We start from the raw sequence: 17,011 nt of genomic DNA, 5'->3' as shown, positions 1-17,011 counted from the left end.
GGTCAGGCCCCTTTGACGATGTCGGCGTTGACGCTCGTGGCGCCCATGCGTGCGGCCACGTTGAGGCAGCGCGTCATCAGGTTGTTCACAACCAGTGGGTAGCACGTCGAGATGGACTCGCCCCGGTGGGAGCCCTGGCCGACGATGCGCAAGCGTTCGCGCATGGCGTCAATGGCGTCCTGCTCGAGCAGCTCGGACACGTCGCGGCCGATGCGCTTGAACTTGAGGGTCAGGTATTCGCCCAGGTTGCTGTCGAGGGGCAGCAGCTCGACGACTTCGCAGCGGCGGATCAGCTCGCGGGCGTCTGGGTAGCGGCGTTCGTCCAGCTTGTTGCGGAGCTCGGGCTGGCCGATCAGCACGATGGAGAGCAGGCGCTTGAAGCCGTCCTCCAGCTCCCAGAAGCGCTTTAAGTACTTCAAGGTCTGGATGGAGAGGTCGTGGGCCTCTTCGATGATGAGCACATGGCTTTGGCCGGCACGGCCGCTGTCGATCAGGCTGCGCTCCACCTGGCGGGCGATGCCTTCCAGGCTGCGGGCGGACTTGGCCGAGGGGTTGAGGTCACTCAGGATGGCCTCGCAGATGTGGCGTGCGTTGAGCGTGGTCTTGTCGAAGTTGCGGGGCTGGATGACCACCACCGGCTGGCTCTCCCGGTTGATGCGGTCCAGCGTCTCGCGGCGCAGGGTGCTCTTGCCGCTGCCCGACTCGCCCACCACCGCCATCAGCCACCCACCCTGGCGTGCCGCCTGAAACATGGCCTCACGCACATAGCGCTGGTCGGCGGAGAGGTAGAGGTCATCCGGGCCCTGCACGTCGTCGATGAAGGGGTCGCGGAACAGGGAGAAGGCGCGTTTGGCTTGGGCGGTCAGCATTTCGGGCTCGATATGGGTGGGGTCTTTTTCTTCGGGCACTTCGGTGGTGCGGTGGGGGGCGCCGATAACGGGGCTGCCGCGCTCGGCCTGCTCGTCATCAATCTCAAACGCCATGGCGGCCTTGGCCGGGGGCACGCCCTGGCGGATCAGCCACGCAACGGTCTGCTCCACGATCGAGTGGCGCGGGGTCTGCTTGGGCCAGGTGCCCCAGTTGGCCAGCAGGCCGGCAGCGGCTTTGCTGAGCGGCCGGCCGTTGAACTGGCTGACGGCCTCGCACATGTCGGTCTGGCGCAGGTCGTGTTCCACCAGGATCGATTTCAAACGCAGCGGCATGTACGTGGTCCTTCTGGGGTCGTGGGGGGCGTCACAAGCCAAGGCCGTGTTCCCGTGATTGCGGTTCATGTAGACTTCTCCTTGCATGTACCGGAGGGGTAACCCTCCAATCGGGCCGTCCGGTGCCAGCCGGGCGGCCCACCTTCTTCAGCCACCCGCTACAGCGCGTAGCGGTGTGGCAGTCTTTCCAAGCAGCTCGGCCACCAGGGCATCCAGGTCGCCCGGGGGCACACCTTCCGGGTAGCGTTGGGCAATGCGGGGGTAAAGGCCGTCACCGGCCACGCCCCGGGCAATCAGCGCCTTGCAGGCCTCGGCCACGCCCAGGGGCTGCTCCTCCACCAGCCGGTGAGCCAGCTCGATGGGTGTGCCCTTGCGCGGCATCCAGTTGGCGCGGGGGATGTCTGCCAGGTGCGCCAGGCTGTTGATGGGCGTGGTGGTGGCAAAGGGCGTGTCGCCCCTGTCCTTGGCTTTTTTGGCCTCTTCCCGGTTGGCAGTGCCCCAGGTGGCAAGGTCGATGGCGCGCGCGGCGCGTTCGATGTCGGTGTGGGCTTTGCTGGCGTAGGACTCGCCGGGGATCGGGGCGGTGAGCACTTGCCCGAACTCGTCGTATTCGCGGGTGGGCTCCAGGCGGTAGTGCAGCGCCTCGCCGTCGTACCGGGGCACGGTGATCTGGATGGCCAGGTGGCCGAACACCAGGGGGCGCACCTCCACTTCGCAGCCCGCCACTACGCCAGGCAGGGCATCCACGTCGTACTTGTGCACCGCGTCCGCCTGCGGGTGGCGGTAGCTGATGGTGAGGTTCGGGCGGACCTTGCGCGTGTCTTCCTTGCCCAGCAGGTAGGCCCGGCAGAGCTCGATGTCTGGCAGCTCGCGGAGCTGCTCGGCGCGGATCTTTTGCCACAGGGCGTACCGCACTGAGGGCGGGATGCCATCCCGCCGGATGCGGGTATCCAGCTTGGGCAGGCTGTTGGCGTTGTAGGCCTCTTGCCACAGCTCCGCTGCGGCATTGAGTTCCTCAACGGTATCGACGGGCGAGAAGCGCAGCCGGCTTTCAAACTGGGTTTCCACCAGGTTGTTGGCGTTCTCCACGCCACCCTTGGCGCGCGCATTGCCGGCCTCGTGGGCAATGGCAGTTACTTCCAGGGCCTGCAGAAAGTTCTGGATGGCGCCGGCAGAGTTGGCGCTGCCCTTGTCCCACAGCAACACCTTGGGTACGCCCCACCAGCTGATGCCGGGCTTCTTGCTCCACAACCAGGTGAGAAAGTCGAAGAGGTTGCGCTGGTTCTCCCCGGCGGCCTCGTAGTAACGCGCACCGATGATGCCGCTGGCCTTCTCGTAGCCGGTGTAGCGCCACACCTTGAGCTTCACCTTGGCAAAGTTCTCGAGCTTGTTCTTGTAGAACTTGCGCTCGTCCATGATGTATTGGTGGCCACGCAGGTAGTACACCAGGCACAGGCTCGGATCTACCTGGTGCGTGTGGTTGGGGTGCGGAGCCCGCAGATCGGTAACCGGCCGCTCCATGCGTTGGCTCTTCACATCCATCCGCCGGGCGCGCAGCAGCCGGTTGACCTGAGTCGCGCCCACGGGGACTTCGATGCCGCTGGTGTCTGCCAGGCTCACGGCCAGCGGGGTATGCAGGGTCTGCTTGGCGTTGTCGCGCACGGCCACCTTCTGCATGCCAGCCAGGGCCACCAGGGCGCTCTCGCTCACGCTGGTGGTGCCCTTGTCGGCGCGGGCCTTGCGGCCGCTCGTCCAGCCCACTTCGCTGAGCTTGCGGTAGAGGGTTTGACGGCTGATGCCGTAGTGGCCGGCCGCGTCGGAGATCAGCGCCGTGCGGTCGCCGTGGCCGGCGTCCTCCAGGCGGCGGGCCAGGTCGCGCATGGCTTCCATGGAGCAGGGTTGCAGGGATCCCATGGCGCGCTCCTCAGCCCACAACCTCATCGCCCAGCACGCGGCCGTCTTCGGCCGTGTAGGGCTGGTACATCTCCCGCGCTTCGATCTGCGGCAGCAGGCAGTTATCGACGATGGCCTGGATGCGGCCCACCGTGGAGGCCAGGCGGAAGCCTTGGTCACGGGCGCGCTGCACCAGGGCGACCGCACCTTTGGTGTCGGGGCGGTCGTGCTCCGGCCGGTCGAAGATGTCGGTGACCACCTGGTCGATGGCTTCGAGAATGCGTTCGACCAGGATCAGGGCGTCATCGGCCTTCTTGCCCAGGCTGTGGATGTCACCGGTGAGTTCGTTGAGGCGCGCGTCAGCGGGGACGCCGTGGGTTTCGAGCTGGGCGAGCTTCTCCTCGGCCTTGTTGGCACGTTCGCGCACGCTGGCCATCAAGCGGTCCTTGGCCTGCAGGTCGGCTTTGTGGGTGGCGTCGAGCTTGTCTTTCTCGGCCTTGCGGGTGTCGCGTTCCTTACGCAGGGCGGCACGGAGCTCCTTCACCGACATGCTGGCCACATCGTCAAGGGTCAGGCTGCCGGTCTGGCCCGTCTGTTCAAGCTCTTCGGTTTGGTCATCGTCGAGGACGAGCAGCTCGAAGAGCTTGGATTGGGAGCCTATTGCCTTGGTCAAATGGTGCGACGTCGCACCATTTGAGAACTTGAAAGCAGCCTGCATGAAGCGCTTCGCAACGCTGTGATCTATTCCAAGATCCTCAAGGCGGGGAAGGAACTGGCCGTGCTCGCAGGCTTGCTTGAGTACTGCCAAGCCGCGGCCGACTTCGAAGCACGACTCCACAGACCGGCGCATGTTTGCCGCGATATCGCGCTGAATCAGATCCGGATCGGTACAGTCTGCGGGCAGCATGTAGCCAACCCGGAGGGCCAGTTGGCGCACAGCGGCCTCGTGATCCCGTTCGATGGTAGCCAGCTCTGTCAGTGCAGCATGGCCCTCGGCCACGGCCTCATCATTCACGATGACGGCGGGTTCAGTGTTGGTGCGAGGTGTGGGTGTGCGTCCCATGTCAGGGCTCCCTGGAGTAGCGGTTCTTGATGTCGTTGAGCTGCGAGGTGGCCCTATCCATGGCGGTCATGTGGGCAATGGCCACCTGGACAACCTTGGGGCCCAGGCGCACGCGGCCGGTCTCCTGGATCACTTCCGCCAGGCCCATCTCGCGCAGGTTGTGCAGATCCCGGGTGATGGTTCCGGCAGAGACGTCGAGCGATTCGGAGAGGTCTTTCGGGGCCAGGCCGTGCTGTTCGTGGCCCGAGAGGATCAGCAGCAGGCGCAGGATTCGTTGCTGGCTGGCGTTGTCGTAGGCGGGGTTGGCCATGGCTCAGAACTCCAGTTCGGGCTGTTCGGCCTTGGCGACGTTGGCCCGGTGCCAGGCCAGGGATTCGAGCCCTGCGCCCAGCTTGCCGAGGGTGGTGGCCTGGTCCGTCTCGCCGCTGATGAAGCCCAGCAGTGCGCCGATGGCACCGTTGAGCGTGGCTTGCAGGATGTGCACGTCGTCGGCAGTCGGCGCCTTGCCGGTCGGGATCTTGATGAGCACACCGCCCTCGGCCGAGGCCAGGTAGCGGGCCACGTTGTTGGCGCCGGTAAGGTGCTGCCAGGCCAGCAAGGCGCGGGCGGGCATGCTGTCGGTTTCGATCCACTTGTAGAGCGTGGCCGGGGTGGTGTTCATCAGCTCGGCCAGGCGCTCAATGGTCAGGCGGTAGCGCTTGTTGGCATGCGCCTTGTCCATATCGAAGGCCTGGCGCAGGCTGGTTGGCACGGGGGGTGAATGGCGGGTGGTCATTGGAAGGGCGTGGTGTGGTGGGTTTCTGAACAAATTCCCGTTTCGATTGGGCTAAATGGCGTTTTGTGTGGCTAAACTTCGGGGCGTGAGGGTTCAGGCCCCCAGTGCGTAACAGTCCGCGGCATCGATGTCGAACTCGTACCAAACGCTGATGGCCTCAAGGCGAAATCCGATGCTGAGGTCGTCCAGGTCGATGCTGGTTTGCTGGCGGAGGGTTTGCATGGCGGGCCTCAGGCGGCGAGTTGTTCGTCGAGGGGCAGGCCGAGCTTCATGCGGATCTCGCGGCCAACGCCGTAGTGGCCACGGCGGATGCCGCGGATGGTTTCGGACACGTCGCGATACTTGAAGCCGTTGGCTTCGGACCACGACTTGAGCGTGTGGCCCTGCTGACGCAGGGCATGCTTGATCTGGTTGGCATTGGGGGTGCTCATGGGAAGGGCTCCGGTTTGTGAATCGCTGTGATCGCAACGCAAGGTGCGTTGTGTGATGTGAACTTTAGTCCACATTTATATGAACAGGCAAGGGATGTATGGATTTTTTTTCAGATTCGCTCGACCGTCTTAAGCATGAGCTTCGGGTCAGCAAGGACGGAGAGGTCGCTGTCGCGCTTGGAATGAGCAAGACGGCGTTCTCGGAGCGCAAGAAAAGGGGCTCCTTTCCCGAGAAGGAGCTGCGAGCGTTGGCTGCTGAGAGGCCTGAGATTGACGTGGTCTACGTGCTGACCGGCGTGCGTGATCTGCACCAGGCAGAGTCCCAGGATCAGTTCGCTGCCCGCATGCAGGCCATCACTGCCACCGCACGCCTGGTCGATGCGCTCCCGCTGCCCGAGCAGGAGCGTGAGGGGGTGAAGCTGTGCTTGATGGGTGATCCAGTGGTGGATGCCAAAGTGCTTGCAGATGCACTCCAGCAGTCTTGGCGTGCCGAGAGTGCTCAGTCAGCGATGACATCTTCCCAGGGGCAGATCCGGTACTCTCAAGGCACGGTGGTGCCCCTGCCCACAAACGAGCATGCGGGGCTGACTCAGCAAGAGGTGCTTGCCATCGTGCTGGATGCGCTGCACACAGCAGGGCGCACGCTGCCGGCGGCAAAGGTGTTTGCCGTTGTCGAGGCCGTCATGGCCTGGCAGCGGGCGGGCATAGGTGTGACGAATTCCGCAGTCCAGGACCAGTTGCGTCAGGTCAAGTGAACTGATTCACTTCGATTTTTCTGAAATTTGCATAGCATCAGGCGCAGCTCACGGAGGATGCTATGAAGCGGGATGATGTGTCTGAGGTGCTGGTTCGCGTACTTGCTGATGCGCTCAAGGGCCTTGACGACGCCTTGCTTGCTGAGGGGGATGCTGGTCCTGTTTTGCGGTTTCGCTTCGAGGGGCTGTCTGTGAGCGCCGATAGGGTTACCGTGGATGTGCCATGGAGGGGGGAGTAGATGCAGTGCCCGCAATGCAGCTACACCCGGCAAGCCCGGGATGCCGGCCCCGCCGGGGTATGCCCCAGGTGCCATCTGATCTATGACAAATTTGACCCGTCCGTTCGGGCCCGGCGCGAAGAGCTGCGGGTAGTGGCCGAAAGTCGGCTGCACCTGGAGCGGCGCCTTCACTCAACCTGGACAGGGCTGCTCGACCGCGCATGGGCTTGGGCCGGGTACTACGGATGGCTTGGCAGGCTGATCGCTGTAATAGTGATGGCCGGCGGCGTGGTGGCGATCACCGTGGTCATATGGAGCGTGATTGCCCTGATCCTGGGGGTGGCACTGATGCCAAACCCCAGGGTTGTGAATGTGATCCTGGGAGGGCGCTGATGCGCGTGCTGTTGTCGATGATCCTGCTGGCCAGCGCCACGCCTGCCGGCGCCCAGGTGTTCAAGTGCATAACCGGCGGTGTGACCACCTATTCGGAAGTGCCGTGCGGGGACAAGACCAGGGTCGTTGAGCTCAACGTGCATCAGCCCAGCCGCCGTGATCGGCTGGAAGCCCAACGGCGCGCGCAGGCAGATCGCCGCGGCGTGGCCGAGATTGACCGGGAGCACGCCCAGTTGGAAATGGAACGACGGGTCGAGCGATCGCAGCGGGCGGCGGCAGAAGCCCGCCACGAGTCGAAGTGCTCGGGCTACCAGGCCCGGGCCAAGGCGGCAGATCATGAGCGCGAGCTGTACGTGACGCAGCGCTACCGCGACGATGCCGACAGGCGCAAGAAGGAGTACGAGGCGCAGCACTTTTCAGAGTGCTTCTCGAAGTGAGTGTATCTACCCTGGGCGAGCGCTGTTATGCCGCCCGTTCTCCAGAAATCAAGTGAAAGCCTAGATCCGCATGACCAGTTTTGTTTTTTCGACTACTCACCAAGTCTATTATTCGAACCGCGAGCCTGTCCCTATCCGGGAGATCGTAGATTCCCTATTGGGCCTTGAACAGGTGATCCGGATGAGCCCACGGGTATTGCATGGGCTCACGGGAGTCGAGATTGATCGCGTGGAGATCTTTGTCGAGCACCTAGAGACCGGTAGCTTGATGGAGACCGTGCTGATCAAGCTGTTTTTCAAGTCCGAAGATGATTTGAACGCCTTTCTGGACAAGGTACGAGGCAAGTTGGAGAAGCCTATGGCGCGCAATATTTTGATCGGATCGGTCTTGACTGCCTTGGTAGGTTACGGTGCCTATTTGGCTGCAACGGCTCAGAAAGGGGCTGCCACAACAACGATCACTGCGAACAATAACGTGATCATCAACCTTGGGGCTGGACAGGTGGATTTGACGCCAGAGGCTTTCAAGGCGATCGTCGAGGCTGCGGTAGTTGATAAGAAAGCGCTGGCAAATAGTGCTGTGAAAGTGTTGAAACCAGCCCGGTTGGATAGTCAAGCCAGCATTACATTCGATGAAAGCAGTGGGCTCGTGTTTCCACCAGATGTCGTCAAGGCCACGCCAAAGACTGTGGAGATCGAGGTTCAGCAGAAGGTTGAGCACATGCTGGATGTCGACTTGGAAATTCGGGCGACAAACCTTGATAGCGCAAGAAGCGGCTGGGCAGCGCTGTTGCCGGGAAAGATCGACCGCCGTATCAAGCTTGAGTTGGCGGATGGAGTAAGCCCTATCGACGTGGCGGGAAAACTCAAGGTCCGAGCTGACATATCTATTTACTATGCCCTTGACAAGGATGGAGTGAAGTTGATTCCCCATCACATCATGCTAAGGAGTGTGATCAAGTAACTGACGCCCGGGGCGCGTTTTTCCACCACTGACGCCCGCGCTTCCCTGGGCGAGCCTGCTACGGGCCCGCCACGCGGTTTATAAACCGCTCGCCGAGCCTTTCCGCCCCGCTCGTCCCCCTCTAGTTCCCCCCCCCCGGCACTGGGGGCACCCTCCCCCCTCCGAATCGCCCCGCGCGCCCGCGAAACTGCGGGCATGCACTCCACCGCCAAACCCCTCCACATCTTCCGCCCCGGCCGCCACACGGCGATGTCGGGCGCGGCGATCTCGTTTTCTGAATCCGACCTGCAGGCCACCTGCCTGGCGTACGACCCGGCCAAGTGGCGAGCACCGCTCGTTGTGGGGCACCCCCGCGTCGATGCCCCGGCCTACGGCTGGGTGGATGGCATCACGTTTTCGGCCATCGGTATTGAGGCCACCCCGGCTGATGTGGAGCCCGAGTTTGCCGAGCTCGTAAACAACAAGCGCTTCGCGCACATCAGCGCCAGCTTCTGGGCGCCGGATGCTCCTGCCAACCCCGTCCCCGGCGCCTATTACCTGCGCCATGTCGGCTTTCTGGGTGCCCAGCCCCCGGCCCTGAAGGGCCTGCGCACGCCGGAGTTTGCTGCCGACGATGCGGGCATTGTCGAGTTCTCGGCCTGGGACGATGCCGACAACGCCGGCCTGTGGCGCCGGCTGCGTGAGTGGGTGCTGGGCAAGTTTGGCGTGGATGAAGCCGACCAGGTTGTGCCCTCGTATCTCGTCGAGGGCCTGGAGCGGGCGGCTCAGCGCGAGATCGACGAAGAGCTTGCTGAAGATTCCCCCACGGCCACGCCCACGGCGGCGGCCTTCTCTGACCCGTCCTCTCCGGAGACCCCTGTGACCCCTGAAGAAAAAGCCGCCCTTGAGGCGGAGAACGCTGCGCTGCGTGCTCGTGTAGCTGCGTCTGACGCCGAGGCGCGCACCCGTGCCGCTGCCGAGCGCCATGCCGCCAACGTGGCGTTTGCCGATGGCCTGGTGACGGCCGGCCGGCTGCCGCCCGCCCATCGTGATGTGGTGGTGGCCACGCTGGATTGCATCGCCAGCCAGGCTGAGCCCGTGGAGTTTGGCGAGGGCGATGCCAGGGCGCCGCTGCTTGATGCTGTGCGCGGCTACTTGCAGGCTGCGCCGGTGGCGCCGGAGTTTGCCGAGGAGGTGGCCACCAACGCCCGGGCGGCCGGGGGTGACTCCGGCACTGTGAGTTTTGCGGCCCCTCGCGGCTATCACGTGGACGGCGAATCCGCCGCGCTGCGTGCCCGCGCCCTGGATTACCAGGCCACCCACCCGGGTGTGGATTTTGTGACGGCGGTGACTGCTGTCTCGAACGCCTGACCTTCCCCTCTCTATCTCTATAGGACTCCTCCGCCATGGGCCGTCAATCCACCCCCATCCTCACCCAGTCTGTGATCGCCACTGCGGCGCTCACGGCCGACCGCTTTGTGACCATTGCCGGCGCTGTGCCGGCCGCCGGGGCCTCGGCCTACGGTGTGGGCCGCAGCACCGTGGCCATCGGTGCCCGGCAGACCGTTGATGTGCTGGGCACTGCCGTGGTCGAGGCCGGTGCCGCGATTGCCGAAGGCGCCTTCGTGCAGACGGACGCGAGCGGCCGGGCGATCACCAAGGCGGCCGGCGTAACCCTGGGCCGGCTGGCCCCGGGCGAGGTGGCCACCGCCGCCGGACAGTTTGTGGAAGTGCTGCTGCTGCCGGCTACCGCCTGACGCGGCCCCCGCCACGCCCCCCATTGCGCCCTGCGGGGCGCTCTACCCCGATCACCAGGAGTAATCCATGCCGCAAATGAACCCCGCCCAGGCTCGCGTAGTCGATGCCGTCCTCTCCACCGCTGCCCAGGGCTATCGCAATGCTGCGATGGTGTATCAGGTGCTGTTTCCGCTCGTGCCGGTGTCGCAGCGCGGCGGCAAGATCCTGACCTTTGGCCGTGAGAGCTTCCGGATCTACAACACCGCACGCTCGCCGGGCCAGAACACCCGTCGCATTCAGCTCGGCCACGACGGGGCGCCCTACGTGCTTGAGCAGCATGCGCTGGAAGGCATGCTGCCGATGGAGATCAATGAAGAGGCCACGGCCAGCCTGCCGGGCGTGGACATGGGCAGCGCCACCGCGAGCACGGTGCAGGACATCATCGAGCTGCGCACCGAGCAGTTTGCCGCCGGCCTGGCCACCAACCTGGCCAACTACCCCGCGACCAACAAGGTGACGCTGGGCGGCACCGACAAGTGGACCGACCCGGCCAGCAAGCCGACCCAGGACATCCAGGAAGCCAAGGCCGCGGTGCGCGCAGCCATTGGTCGCCGGCCGAACACCGTGGTGCTCAGCGCCAAGGCCTTCGACGCCGCCCAGGAAAACCCCTCGATCATCGACCGCATCAAGTACACGGGCCGCGACACCGTGACCACCGATCTGCTGGCCGCCCTGTGGGGTGTGCAGCGTGTGGCGGTGGGTGAGTCGATCTACGAGGACGCATCCGGCGTGATGCAGGACTGCTGGGGCGGTGACGTGGTGGTGGCGTACACCGAGGTGGGCTCGGTCGCCGAGCGCGGCAAGCCGAGCTACGGCTACACCTACCGCCTCTCCAACTACCCCATCGTGGAGCAGCCGTACTACGACCGCTCCAGCAAGAGCTGGATCTACCCCGTGACGGACGAGCTGATGCCCGTGATTGCCGGCGCCAGTGCGGGCTTCCTGATCAAGTCCGCCGCTTAATACCCCCCCCGCGATGTAGCACGCTCCGCCCCGCCAGGGTTGCCTGGCGGGGTGCGAAGGAGAGACACAGATGCCCCCGAAGACCCAGAAAGCCCCGGCCGTGCCGCCGGGTGATGAGCAGCAGCACCAGGTGGTTGCGGATAAGAACGCTGCTGACCAGGTGCGCACTGAAGCCACTGCCACCCTCCACGCCGAGCAGGATGCTGCCCTGGCAGCCGCCGCTGCAGCCATCGCCGCCGAGGCGCCTCCGGCGACGTATCCGGTGCTTGATGATGCGCCTGGTGCTGTTGATGCCCAGGCCGCGATTGATGCGCCCACTGCCCCAGCGCGTGTGAATGTGCGTGTGCTGCATCGCCTGCGCCGCAACCGCAAGCTGTACGGCCCGGGCCAGCCGGAAGGGGAGTCGCTGGAGCTGGATGCAGCCGAGGTTGCAGTGCTGCAGGCCGCGGGCGCTGTTGCGCTGACCGACTGAGCGGGAGACCAATATGGCTGATCGCCGCTACGTGACACTGTCTCCGCTCCGCCGGGACGGCAACAAGTTTGCTACCGGTACCCCGGTTGCGCTGCCTGAGGCCGAAGGGACAAAGCTCGTTGCAGTGGGTACCTTGGCGGAGCAAGCTGGCGCGCTCCCCTCAATGCCGCCGGGGCCTGCCGTGCCTGTAATGGCAAGCCCCTCGGGGTCGGGGATTGGACTTTTGTCGGGCGGTGCGGTAGTCGGGGTGCAATCTGGGGATGTTGTGCTGCAAGAGATACCCCTTACACACAGCCTCATCAACCCAGACGGATCGGTGCATAACTACACCCGCACCGGCGTCAGCTCAATGATCGACTGCTACGGCGTGATCAGGTATATCAATCGCAGCAATGATCCTGGGTTCTGGGGGGCGCGCCGCGTCGAGAACCTGATCCAGGCGCCCGACCGATCCATCGGGATGTCCAAGACCGCGCGGGTGACGCAGGTGCTGGAGGCGGAAATGCTCAGCCCAAACGGCCAGCGCAAGAGCGTCTATCGGTGCGACTGCACGAACACCGGCACCACGGAACTATGGCGCACAAACTCCGCGACATACGATCGACGTCAGCTCACGTTCTCCGAGTGGTACATGGGCGACGGATCAACCGAGTTCATTCTCAAATTTGTGAGAGGGTCTGATTCGGCCGTTCTCGAAAGCCGGACTTTTACCCCTCCGGCAGGGAAGTTTTTCCGTTTCGGTGTTTTCGGAACGCCCACAAACACAACATCAACGTTCCGATTCGAGCTGCACGGTCCGATCAATTCGTTCAGCTATTGGTGCGCCGATCCGCAACTCGAAAAAACGCAGAACCAAAGCGGGGCACCGAACGACTATGTTTCCCGCGGATATGCTGGTGACGTCTGGCCTTATCAGGGATGCAACGTCGATGGCACTCAGTGTTTCGACACCTACAACAGTTGGACCATCGATGCGACGACGGGCTTGTGCGTCGAGGGATTTCCGAAAGTGCAGATTCCGTCCGAGCAGCTGCAATGCATCGATACGCACCCGTCGCACATCAATCGCCTGCGCTATACCGCAGATCCAGGTGCAGGCATTACAGCTGGCGCAATCACGGCTACAAACGTCACGGCGGGAGCCTATGCCGATTCGCCGTACCTCGGCGGCGGGGCGCTTCAGAAGCTGGTGGAGACCGCGGTCAATGCGGAGCACAAGATCGATGAACCCTGGTTTGGCACGATCCCGTCCGACAACGATTCAATTACGTACTGCATGTTCGTCAAACGGGATCGTGATTACTGCTACCTCTATATCTTCGACAAGTCAGGGACCGAGCGGCGCGCCTATTTTGATTTGAAAAAGCTGGTCATGACGTCCATCGTCAATGCTCCGGTAGCGCTTAATCCCGTGGATGGGCAGAACTACAACGCCTACATGGCGGAGTGCGACTACCTGCCCGGAACTGATTTGATTTGGGTCTCCCTGACTGTCCCGACTGCGTCAGGAGCATCAACCCTGAGGGGAGGGATTGGCGTCTGCGCGGCGGCCAATACGCCCAGTTTTGCGGGCGATACCTCCCGTGGATTGTGGGTTGCTGCACGCTCTTTCCAGCGTGCGCAGCAGCGTATTCTCTACGTCGGGGACGTCGGGGACGGAGTGACCGGAGGACAGACAGCACCGAGCGCAGGCGATGCGAAATCTTGGTTTTCTCAGACCGACCTAGTGGTCGGAAACGGCATCACGCAGCAATGCGTTGTGACGTTCAACGGAAAGTCCGTCTGCATGACACTCAAGGGTTGGGACGGAGTGCTCTACTGCAAAATTGACAATGACCATCGTTTTGGCATGTGCCGCAGGCCGGGCCCGTTTGGCGGTGGAGTTGTCGAGGATGTCATTGCAGGAGTCACGAGCGACTTCTACTGGGGGCGCACGATTTACAACGGCGACGGATCTATCAAGCAGGAAGTCTTCAGCGTTGCAAACGTGGATAACCCTGTGCGCGCTTTCCAGCCGCAGACCTGGCAATACAGCCTAGCCAAAGAGGCTGTCGAGGGCGGAACGGGCAACATGCGACTGTCTGTCGGTCGCGTAGCCGGGGCCGTCGACTCGAATGGCAAGAACATCGTCGATGTGATGCCAAATGGGGCTGTGTTTTACCTCGGATCGACCGGCAACAGTACGCCGCTGACGCAAAAACGCGTCGGCCGGATCAAGATCGTCGGTAAGGCTCGCACTTACCCAGAGATGCTCGCCGTGTCCGCAGCCGCTTAACTGCAATCCCCGAAGGGTCTGGGGCTTTAGCCCCGACCCTTCAGGGACGCGATCTCAGCCACTCTTGTAGCAGCGATGCATGGTGTTCAGGCCCATAGGCAATCTGCAGCAACATCAACACCGCGTCCGGAATGTCTCTTCCGCTCTCATAGCGTGATCCACCGGATTGTGTGGTGCCCACTCGCCCCCAAAACTCGGCTTGATTCAAGCCGAGCTTTTTGCGCATCGCTCGAGCCTGATCGCCTGAGCGGATGATGAGCTTGGGGCGCTTGGGCTGTGTGGGCTTGGTCATGATCGGATTTGTATGAGTTTCGCCGCCCGCTAATGTATCTCACTCGGCGCGTACAACAAGTGCATCCCAGCTCTGCGCGTAGTCAATCCAGCGGCCGGGGCTTTCTTCGATTCGCTCAAAGCCGTTGAGCATCAACTCGTGGCCGTCGGCCCATACCAGTTGCACGTCGTGCAGCGGTGGGGGGGCGGGCTCGGTCGAGTCGGGGGTGGGCTGCAGGGTCGCGACGCGGATGTGACGGCGCATCTCGACGATGTGCTGATCTCGCACAAGCAGCACGCCGCGGCTCGGGCGGTACATGCAGCCACGGAAGCGCGGCAGCACCCAGCCCAGCCGGCGCACAAGATAGATATCTACGACGAGATTCATGCGTGGACTGTACGCATGTACATGCCTGCGTTCAACTGGTTCCCGCCACGCCCTGGGGGCATGTGCCTCCATGGCGTGCCTGTCGCGCGCGCGCGAAGATGGCGGCATGCCCTACACATCCCGCCCCCTTCTCGAAGAGCGCTACGGACTGGACGAGCTGATCCAGCGTACCGACAAGTTCGCCCCCTACACCGGCGCGGTGGTCGATGCCGTGCTGGATCGCGCCATCGCGGACGCCGAGGGCGAGATCGATGGTTATGTGGGCTCCCGCTATTCCCTCCCTCTGCCTGAGCCAGTGCCGCCGGTGCTGGTGCCCATCGCGTGCGACATCACGCGCTATCGGCTCTACGACGATGCCGTGCCGGAGGTGGTGCGCCAGCGCTACGAAGACGCCATTGCCCGGCTCAAGGACATTGCCGCCGGTCGGCTTTCCTTGGGCATCGACCCGACATCCGTCACGCCTGCGGCTGGGACCGTAAAAGTCCGCAGCCGTGACCGGCTTTTCAGCGACGAGCTGCTGGGGGACTACTGATGTCTGCCGCTGCGCTGGTTGCTCGCCTGGCCGACCCCTCATTCCGTCAAGTGGGCGGGGCTGCTGAGTTTGGCGCCCTGGCTGACTCTGCGCCGCCTGCGCCGTGCGCGTTTGTGCTGCACCTGGGCGACGACTCAGCCACGAAAGAGCCGTTCACGTCTGGCACGCAGTTGGTGGCGCGGATGTACGGCGTGATTCTGTGCGTGCGCAATGTGCGCGATGCCGCGGGGGCTGCCGCTGCGGCCGACCTGGTTGCGTTCCGAAAACTGCTGTTCGACCGCCTGGTGGGCTGGGAGCCCTTCGACGGTGCGGAGCCCTTGCACTTTGCCCGTGGGCGCCTGCTGAAGTTTGAGGCGGGGGTGCAGTGGTGGCAGGACGATTTTTTGACGAGTTTCTACTCGTCCAGGCCCGAAGCCTGGACATAACCCCTGGAGGATGACATGCCCCCGAAGAACACCCCGGCTGACGCGCCCAGCGTGGATGCCGCCGCGAAGGCTCCGCTGAAGGCGATCAAACTGCTGGCGCCCCATGAGCACGCTGGCCGCGATTACCCGGCCGGTGCCGTGCTCGATCTCGAGCTGCACGGCCTCGATCTGGATTCGGCAGCCTGGCTGATCGGCCTGGGCAAGGCCGAGGAACACACCCCGGCTGCGGCCGAATAAGGAGGCGAAGAGATGAAAGACTACATTGCCGGCCGTGGCCGGGCCATGGTTGCCAAGCTGACAAACGGTGTTCCGGGGGCATTTGTGACCCTCTCGAACCTGGAGAGCTTTTCGTTTGCGCTCGCGACGGAAAAAGGCGAGCACAACGAGAGTGAGTCGGTTAACTCGTTGCTGGACGCGACCTGGATCAATAAGAAGAGCGGCACGATTGAAGCGGAGATGTCGGACATCAACAAGGCCAATGCCAAGCTGATGTTCAGCGCGCGCGTGACCGAGGTGGCGGCCAGTACTGCTACGGCCGAGGTGATTGCCGCTGATCTGCCCGCCGTGGGTGACATCCTGACGCTGCGCCGTGGCCTGGCGACCAGTGTTGTGATCAAGGACTCGACTGCCAGCCCGAAGACGCTGGCCGCCGGGGTCAATTACAACCTGCGCGACGGGGGCGCATTTGGCTCTCTGGATGTGATCAACGTCACTACCGGCGGCCCGTTTGTGGCGCCCATCAAGGCCGACTACAGCTATGGCGCCCAGTCGCGGGCCACGCTGCTGACTGCCGCCGATGACGAGTATGTGCTGCGCTTCGAGGGGATCTCGAAGGCCAACAACGCGCGCTATTTGTATGAGTTCTGGCGCGCGAAGTTTAGTGCCGCAGACAAGACGGATCTGATCGGCAATGAGGTGGCCAAGCCCAAGGTCACGATCAGCCTGCTGGCTGACACGAGCAAGACCGAGGACGGGGAGTTCGGCCAGTTTGGCCGGATGACGTACCTGGGCGTGCCGGCGTGAGCGGCCTGGCCGTGACCCGCACAGTGGTGATCGGTGAGGGGGGCGAGGCCCCCCTCGCTGTGACTGTGCGCGAGCTGACTGTGGGTGAGATCCGGGCCTGGCTGGCGGATGTGCAGAAGGCCTCTGATTCGGTGGATGTAATCGACGTGATGTTGCTGCGCGACGTGAGCTTGCAGGACGTGCAGCGCATGAGCAGCCTGGCTGCCGAGCAGGTGGAGGGGCTGGCGCCGAGCCAGCTGCGTGAAGTTGTTGCTGCCGCCCGGGAGCTCAACGAGGATTTTTTCGCGCTGCGCGCCGGGCTGCTGAGCGTGATTCCGGCGATCCAGTCGGAGCCCTCGAGCGCGCAGTCTCCAGCTTGATCCGCCTGGCTGGGCATACCGATGCCTGGCGTTACCCGTGGCGGACTTTTGAGCAAGCAATGCAAGAGGCCGCCAAGAAGAAATAACCACCCCCGCCCACGCCATGGCCACACGTAATTCTGAGCTCTCGTTTCGGCTGACCGGTGACCCGGCCAGCTTGTTGGCCAGCCTGGCGCTCAGCCGGGCGGCCATGCTGCGCACGTACGGTGCCATGCGCGAGGGCGTGGAGGGGGCGAAGGCGGCATGGGGTGAGGCGCAGGCGCGGGTAAAGGGCCTGGCTGAGTCGTTGGGCCAGGCTGGCCCGCCGACGAAGGCCCAGGTGGCCGAGCTGCAAAAGGCGCGCGTCGAGGCTGGAAGGCTGAAAGATGCGTACCTGGGCGTGCGGGATGCAGCCCAG

Annotated in this window: 24 protein-coding genes; 15 read left to right on the top strand and 9 right to left on the bottom strand. The window is 63.7% G+C overall.

What is annotated here, in order from left to right:
* Window positions 1-2 precede the first annotated feature (2 nt).
* From J0L98_RS09475 to J0L98_RS09445, 7 genes are all read right to left on the bottom strand, one after another.
* Window positions 3-1,202: an AAA family ATPase gene (locus J0L98_RS09475; RefSeq protein ID WP_296411490.1), complete on the bottom strand. Its 1,200-nt coding sequence runs from the start codon at window positions 1,200-1,202 to the stop codon at window positions 3-5.
* A 147-nt stretch (window positions 1,203-1,349) separates the two neighbouring features.
* Window positions 1,350-3,116: a hypothetical protein gene (locus tag J0L98_RS09470; protein ID WP_296411489.1), complete on the bottom strand. Its 1,767-nt coding sequence runs from the start codon at window positions 3,114-3,116 to the stop codon at window positions 1,350-1,352.
* A 10-nt stretch (window positions 3,117-3,126) separates the two neighbouring features.
* Window positions 3,127-4,158 (bottom strand): hypothetical protein, encoded by a 1,032-nt coding sequence (locus tag J0L98_RS09465; RefSeq protein ID WP_296411487.1) that lies wholly within the window; start codon window positions 4,156-4,158, stop codon window positions 3,127-3,129.
* A gap of 1 nt (window position 4,159) precedes the next feature.
* Entirely contained in the window at window positions 4,160-4,468 is a 309-nt protein-coding gene (locus tag J0L98_RS09460) for an HTH domain-containing protein (protein ID WP_296411486.1), read from the bottom strand.
* 3 nt (window positions 4,469-4,471) lie between these two features.
* Window positions 4,472-4,933 carry a hypothetical protein gene (locus J0L98_RS09455; RefSeq protein WP_296411485.1) on the bottom strand — a complete coding sequence of 154 codons (462 nt, stop codon included), beginning with the start codon at window positions 4,931-4,933 and terminating at the stop codon, window positions 4,472-4,474.
* 93 nt (window positions 4,934-5,026) lie between these two features.
* The gene (locus J0L98_RS09450) at window positions 5,027-5,155 is read right to left on the bottom strand and encodes a hypothetical protein (RefSeq protein WP_296411483.1); all 129 of its coding nucleotides are present in this window, start codon (window positions 5,153-5,155) and stop codon (window positions 5,027-5,029) included.
* A gap of 8 nt (window positions 5,156-5,163) precedes the next feature.
* Window positions 5,164-5,364, bottom strand: coding sequence for a hypothetical protein (locus tag J0L98_RS09445; protein ID WP_296411482.1), 201 nt, complete (start codon window positions 5,362-5,364; stop codon window positions 5,164-5,166).
* A 98-nt stretch (window positions 5,365-5,462) separates the two neighbouring features.
* On the opposite strand from J0L98_RS09445, the gene J0L98_RS09440 reads away from it, so the two are divergent.
* The 9 genes from J0L98_RS09440 (at window position 5,463) to J0L98_RS09400 (ending at window position 13,617) form a co-directional block, all read left to right on the top strand.
* On the top strand, window positions 5,463-6,119 hold the full coding sequence (locus J0L98_RS09440; protein WP_296411481.1) for a helix-turn-helix domain-containing protein: 657 nt from the start codon (window positions 5,463-5,465) through the stop codon (window positions 6,117-6,119).
* Window positions 6,120-6,358: 239 nt separating this feature from the next.
* Window positions 6,359-6,730: a hypothetical protein gene (locus J0L98_RS09435; protein ID WP_296411480.1), complete on the top strand. Its 372-nt coding sequence runs from the start codon at window positions 6,359-6,361 to the stop codon at window positions 6,728-6,730.
* On the top strand, window positions 6,730-7,167 hold the full coding sequence (locus tag J0L98_RS09430; RefSeq protein ID WP_296411479.1) for a DUF4124 domain-containing protein: 438 nt from the start codon (window positions 6,730-6,732) through the stop codon (window positions 7,165-7,167). The genes J0L98_RS09435 and J0L98_RS09430 overlap by 1 nt, the downstream gene beginning before the upstream one ends.
* A gap of 70 nt (window positions 7,168-7,237) precedes the next feature.
* Window positions 7,238-8,131: a hypothetical protein gene (locus J0L98_RS09425; RefSeq protein WP_296411477.1), complete on the top strand. Its 894-nt coding sequence runs from the start codon at window positions 7,238-7,240 to the stop codon at window positions 8,129-8,131.
* Between the two features lie 195 nt (window positions 8,132-8,326).
* Window positions 8,327-9,481 carry a hypothetical protein gene (locus J0L98_RS09420; RefSeq protein WP_296411474.1) on the top strand — a complete coding sequence of 385 codons (1,155 nt, stop codon included), beginning with the start codon at window positions 8,327-8,329 and terminating at the stop codon, window positions 9,479-9,481.
* Window positions 9,482-9,516: 35 nt separating this feature from the next.
* Window positions 9,517-9,867, top strand: a complete 351-nt coding sequence (locus J0L98_RS09415) for a capsid cement protein (protein WP_296411472.1) — start codon at window positions 9,517-9,519, stop codon at window positions 9,865-9,867.
* 67 nt (window positions 9,868-9,934) lie between these two features.
* Window positions 9,935-10,870 carry a major capsid protein gene (locus J0L98_RS09410; protein ID WP_296411471.1) on the top strand — a complete coding sequence of 312 codons (936 nt, stop codon included), beginning with the start codon at window positions 9,935-9,937 and terminating at the stop codon, window positions 10,868-10,870.
* Between the two features lie 70 nt (window positions 10,871-10,940).
* Entirely contained in the window at window positions 10,941-11,342 is a 402-nt protein-coding gene (locus J0L98_RS09405; RefSeq protein ID WP_296411469.1) for a hypothetical protein, read from the top strand.
* Between the two features lie 13 nt (window positions 11,343-11,355).
* Window positions 11,356-13,617, top strand: a complete 2,262-nt coding sequence (locus J0L98_RS09400) for a hypothetical protein (RefSeq protein WP_296411468.1) — start codon at window positions 11,356-11,358, stop codon at window positions 13,615-13,617.
* 40 nt (window positions 13,618-13,657) lie between these two features.
* Here the strand turns inward: J0L98_RS09400 and J0L98_RS09395 are convergent, their stop codons facing one another.
* Together J0L98_RS09395 and J0L98_RS09390 are read right to left on the bottom strand one after the other, a co-directional pair.
* On the bottom strand, window positions 13,658-13,909 hold the full coding sequence (locus J0L98_RS09395) for an XRE family transcriptional regulator (RefSeq protein WP_296411467.1): 252 nt from the start codon (window positions 13,907-13,909) through the stop codon (window positions 13,658-13,660).
* 39 nt (window positions 13,910-13,948) lie between these two features.
* Window positions 13,949-14,275 carry a hypothetical protein gene (locus J0L98_RS09390; RefSeq protein ID WP_296411466.1) on the bottom strand — a complete coding sequence of 109 codons (327 nt, stop codon included), beginning with the start codon at window positions 14,273-14,275 and terminating at the stop codon, window positions 13,949-13,951.
* Between the two features lie 106 nt (window positions 14,276-14,381).
* Between J0L98_RS09390 and J0L98_RS09385 the strand changes: the two genes are divergently transcribed.
* From J0L98_RS09385 to J0L98_RS09360, 6 genes are all read left to right on the top strand, one after another.
* Window positions 14,382-14,807, top strand: a complete 426-nt coding sequence (locus J0L98_RS09385) for a DUF1320 domain-containing protein (protein ID WP_296411465.1) — start codon at window positions 14,382-14,384, stop codon at window positions 14,805-14,807.
* Complete coding sequence (locus tag J0L98_RS09380; protein WP_296411464.1) at window positions 14,807-15,232, top strand: hypothetical protein; 426 nt, start codon at window positions 14,807-14,809, stop codon at window positions 15,230-15,232. Before J0L98_RS09385 ends, J0L98_RS09380 begins: the two co-directional genes overlap by 1 nt.
* A 15-nt stretch (window positions 15,233-15,247) precedes the next feature.
* Window positions 15,248-15,469: a hypothetical protein gene (locus tag J0L98_RS09375; RefSeq protein ID WP_296411463.1), complete on the top strand. Its 222-nt coding sequence runs from the start codon at window positions 15,248-15,250 to the stop codon at window positions 15,467-15,469.
* A gap of 12 nt (window positions 15,470-15,481) precedes the next feature.
* Window positions 15,482-16,255: a hypothetical protein gene (locus J0L98_RS09370; protein ID WP_296411462.1), complete on the top strand. Its 774-nt coding sequence runs from the start codon at window positions 15,482-15,484 to the stop codon at window positions 16,253-16,255.
* A complete protein-coding gene (locus J0L98_RS09365; protein ID WP_296411461.1) occupies window positions 16,252-16,614 on the top strand; it encodes a hypothetical protein in 363 nt (120 codons plus the stop codon). The genes J0L98_RS09370 and J0L98_RS09365 overlap by 4 nt, the downstream gene beginning before the upstream one ends.
* A 103-nt stretch (window positions 16,615-16,717) precedes the next feature.
* Window positions 16,718-17,011 (top strand): hypothetical protein (locus J0L98_RS09360; RefSeq protein WP_296411460.1); only part of this gene is annotated, 294 nt, incomplete at its 3' end.

This window comes from Zoogloea sp., from assembly GCF_017302315.1.
GTDB lineage: Bacteria > Pseudomonadota > Gammaproteobacteria > Burkholderiales > Rhodocyclaceae > Zoogloea.
The sequence above is the reverse complement of the archived record's forward strand: the minus strand, read 5'-3'. Positions and strand labels throughout refer to the sequence as shown.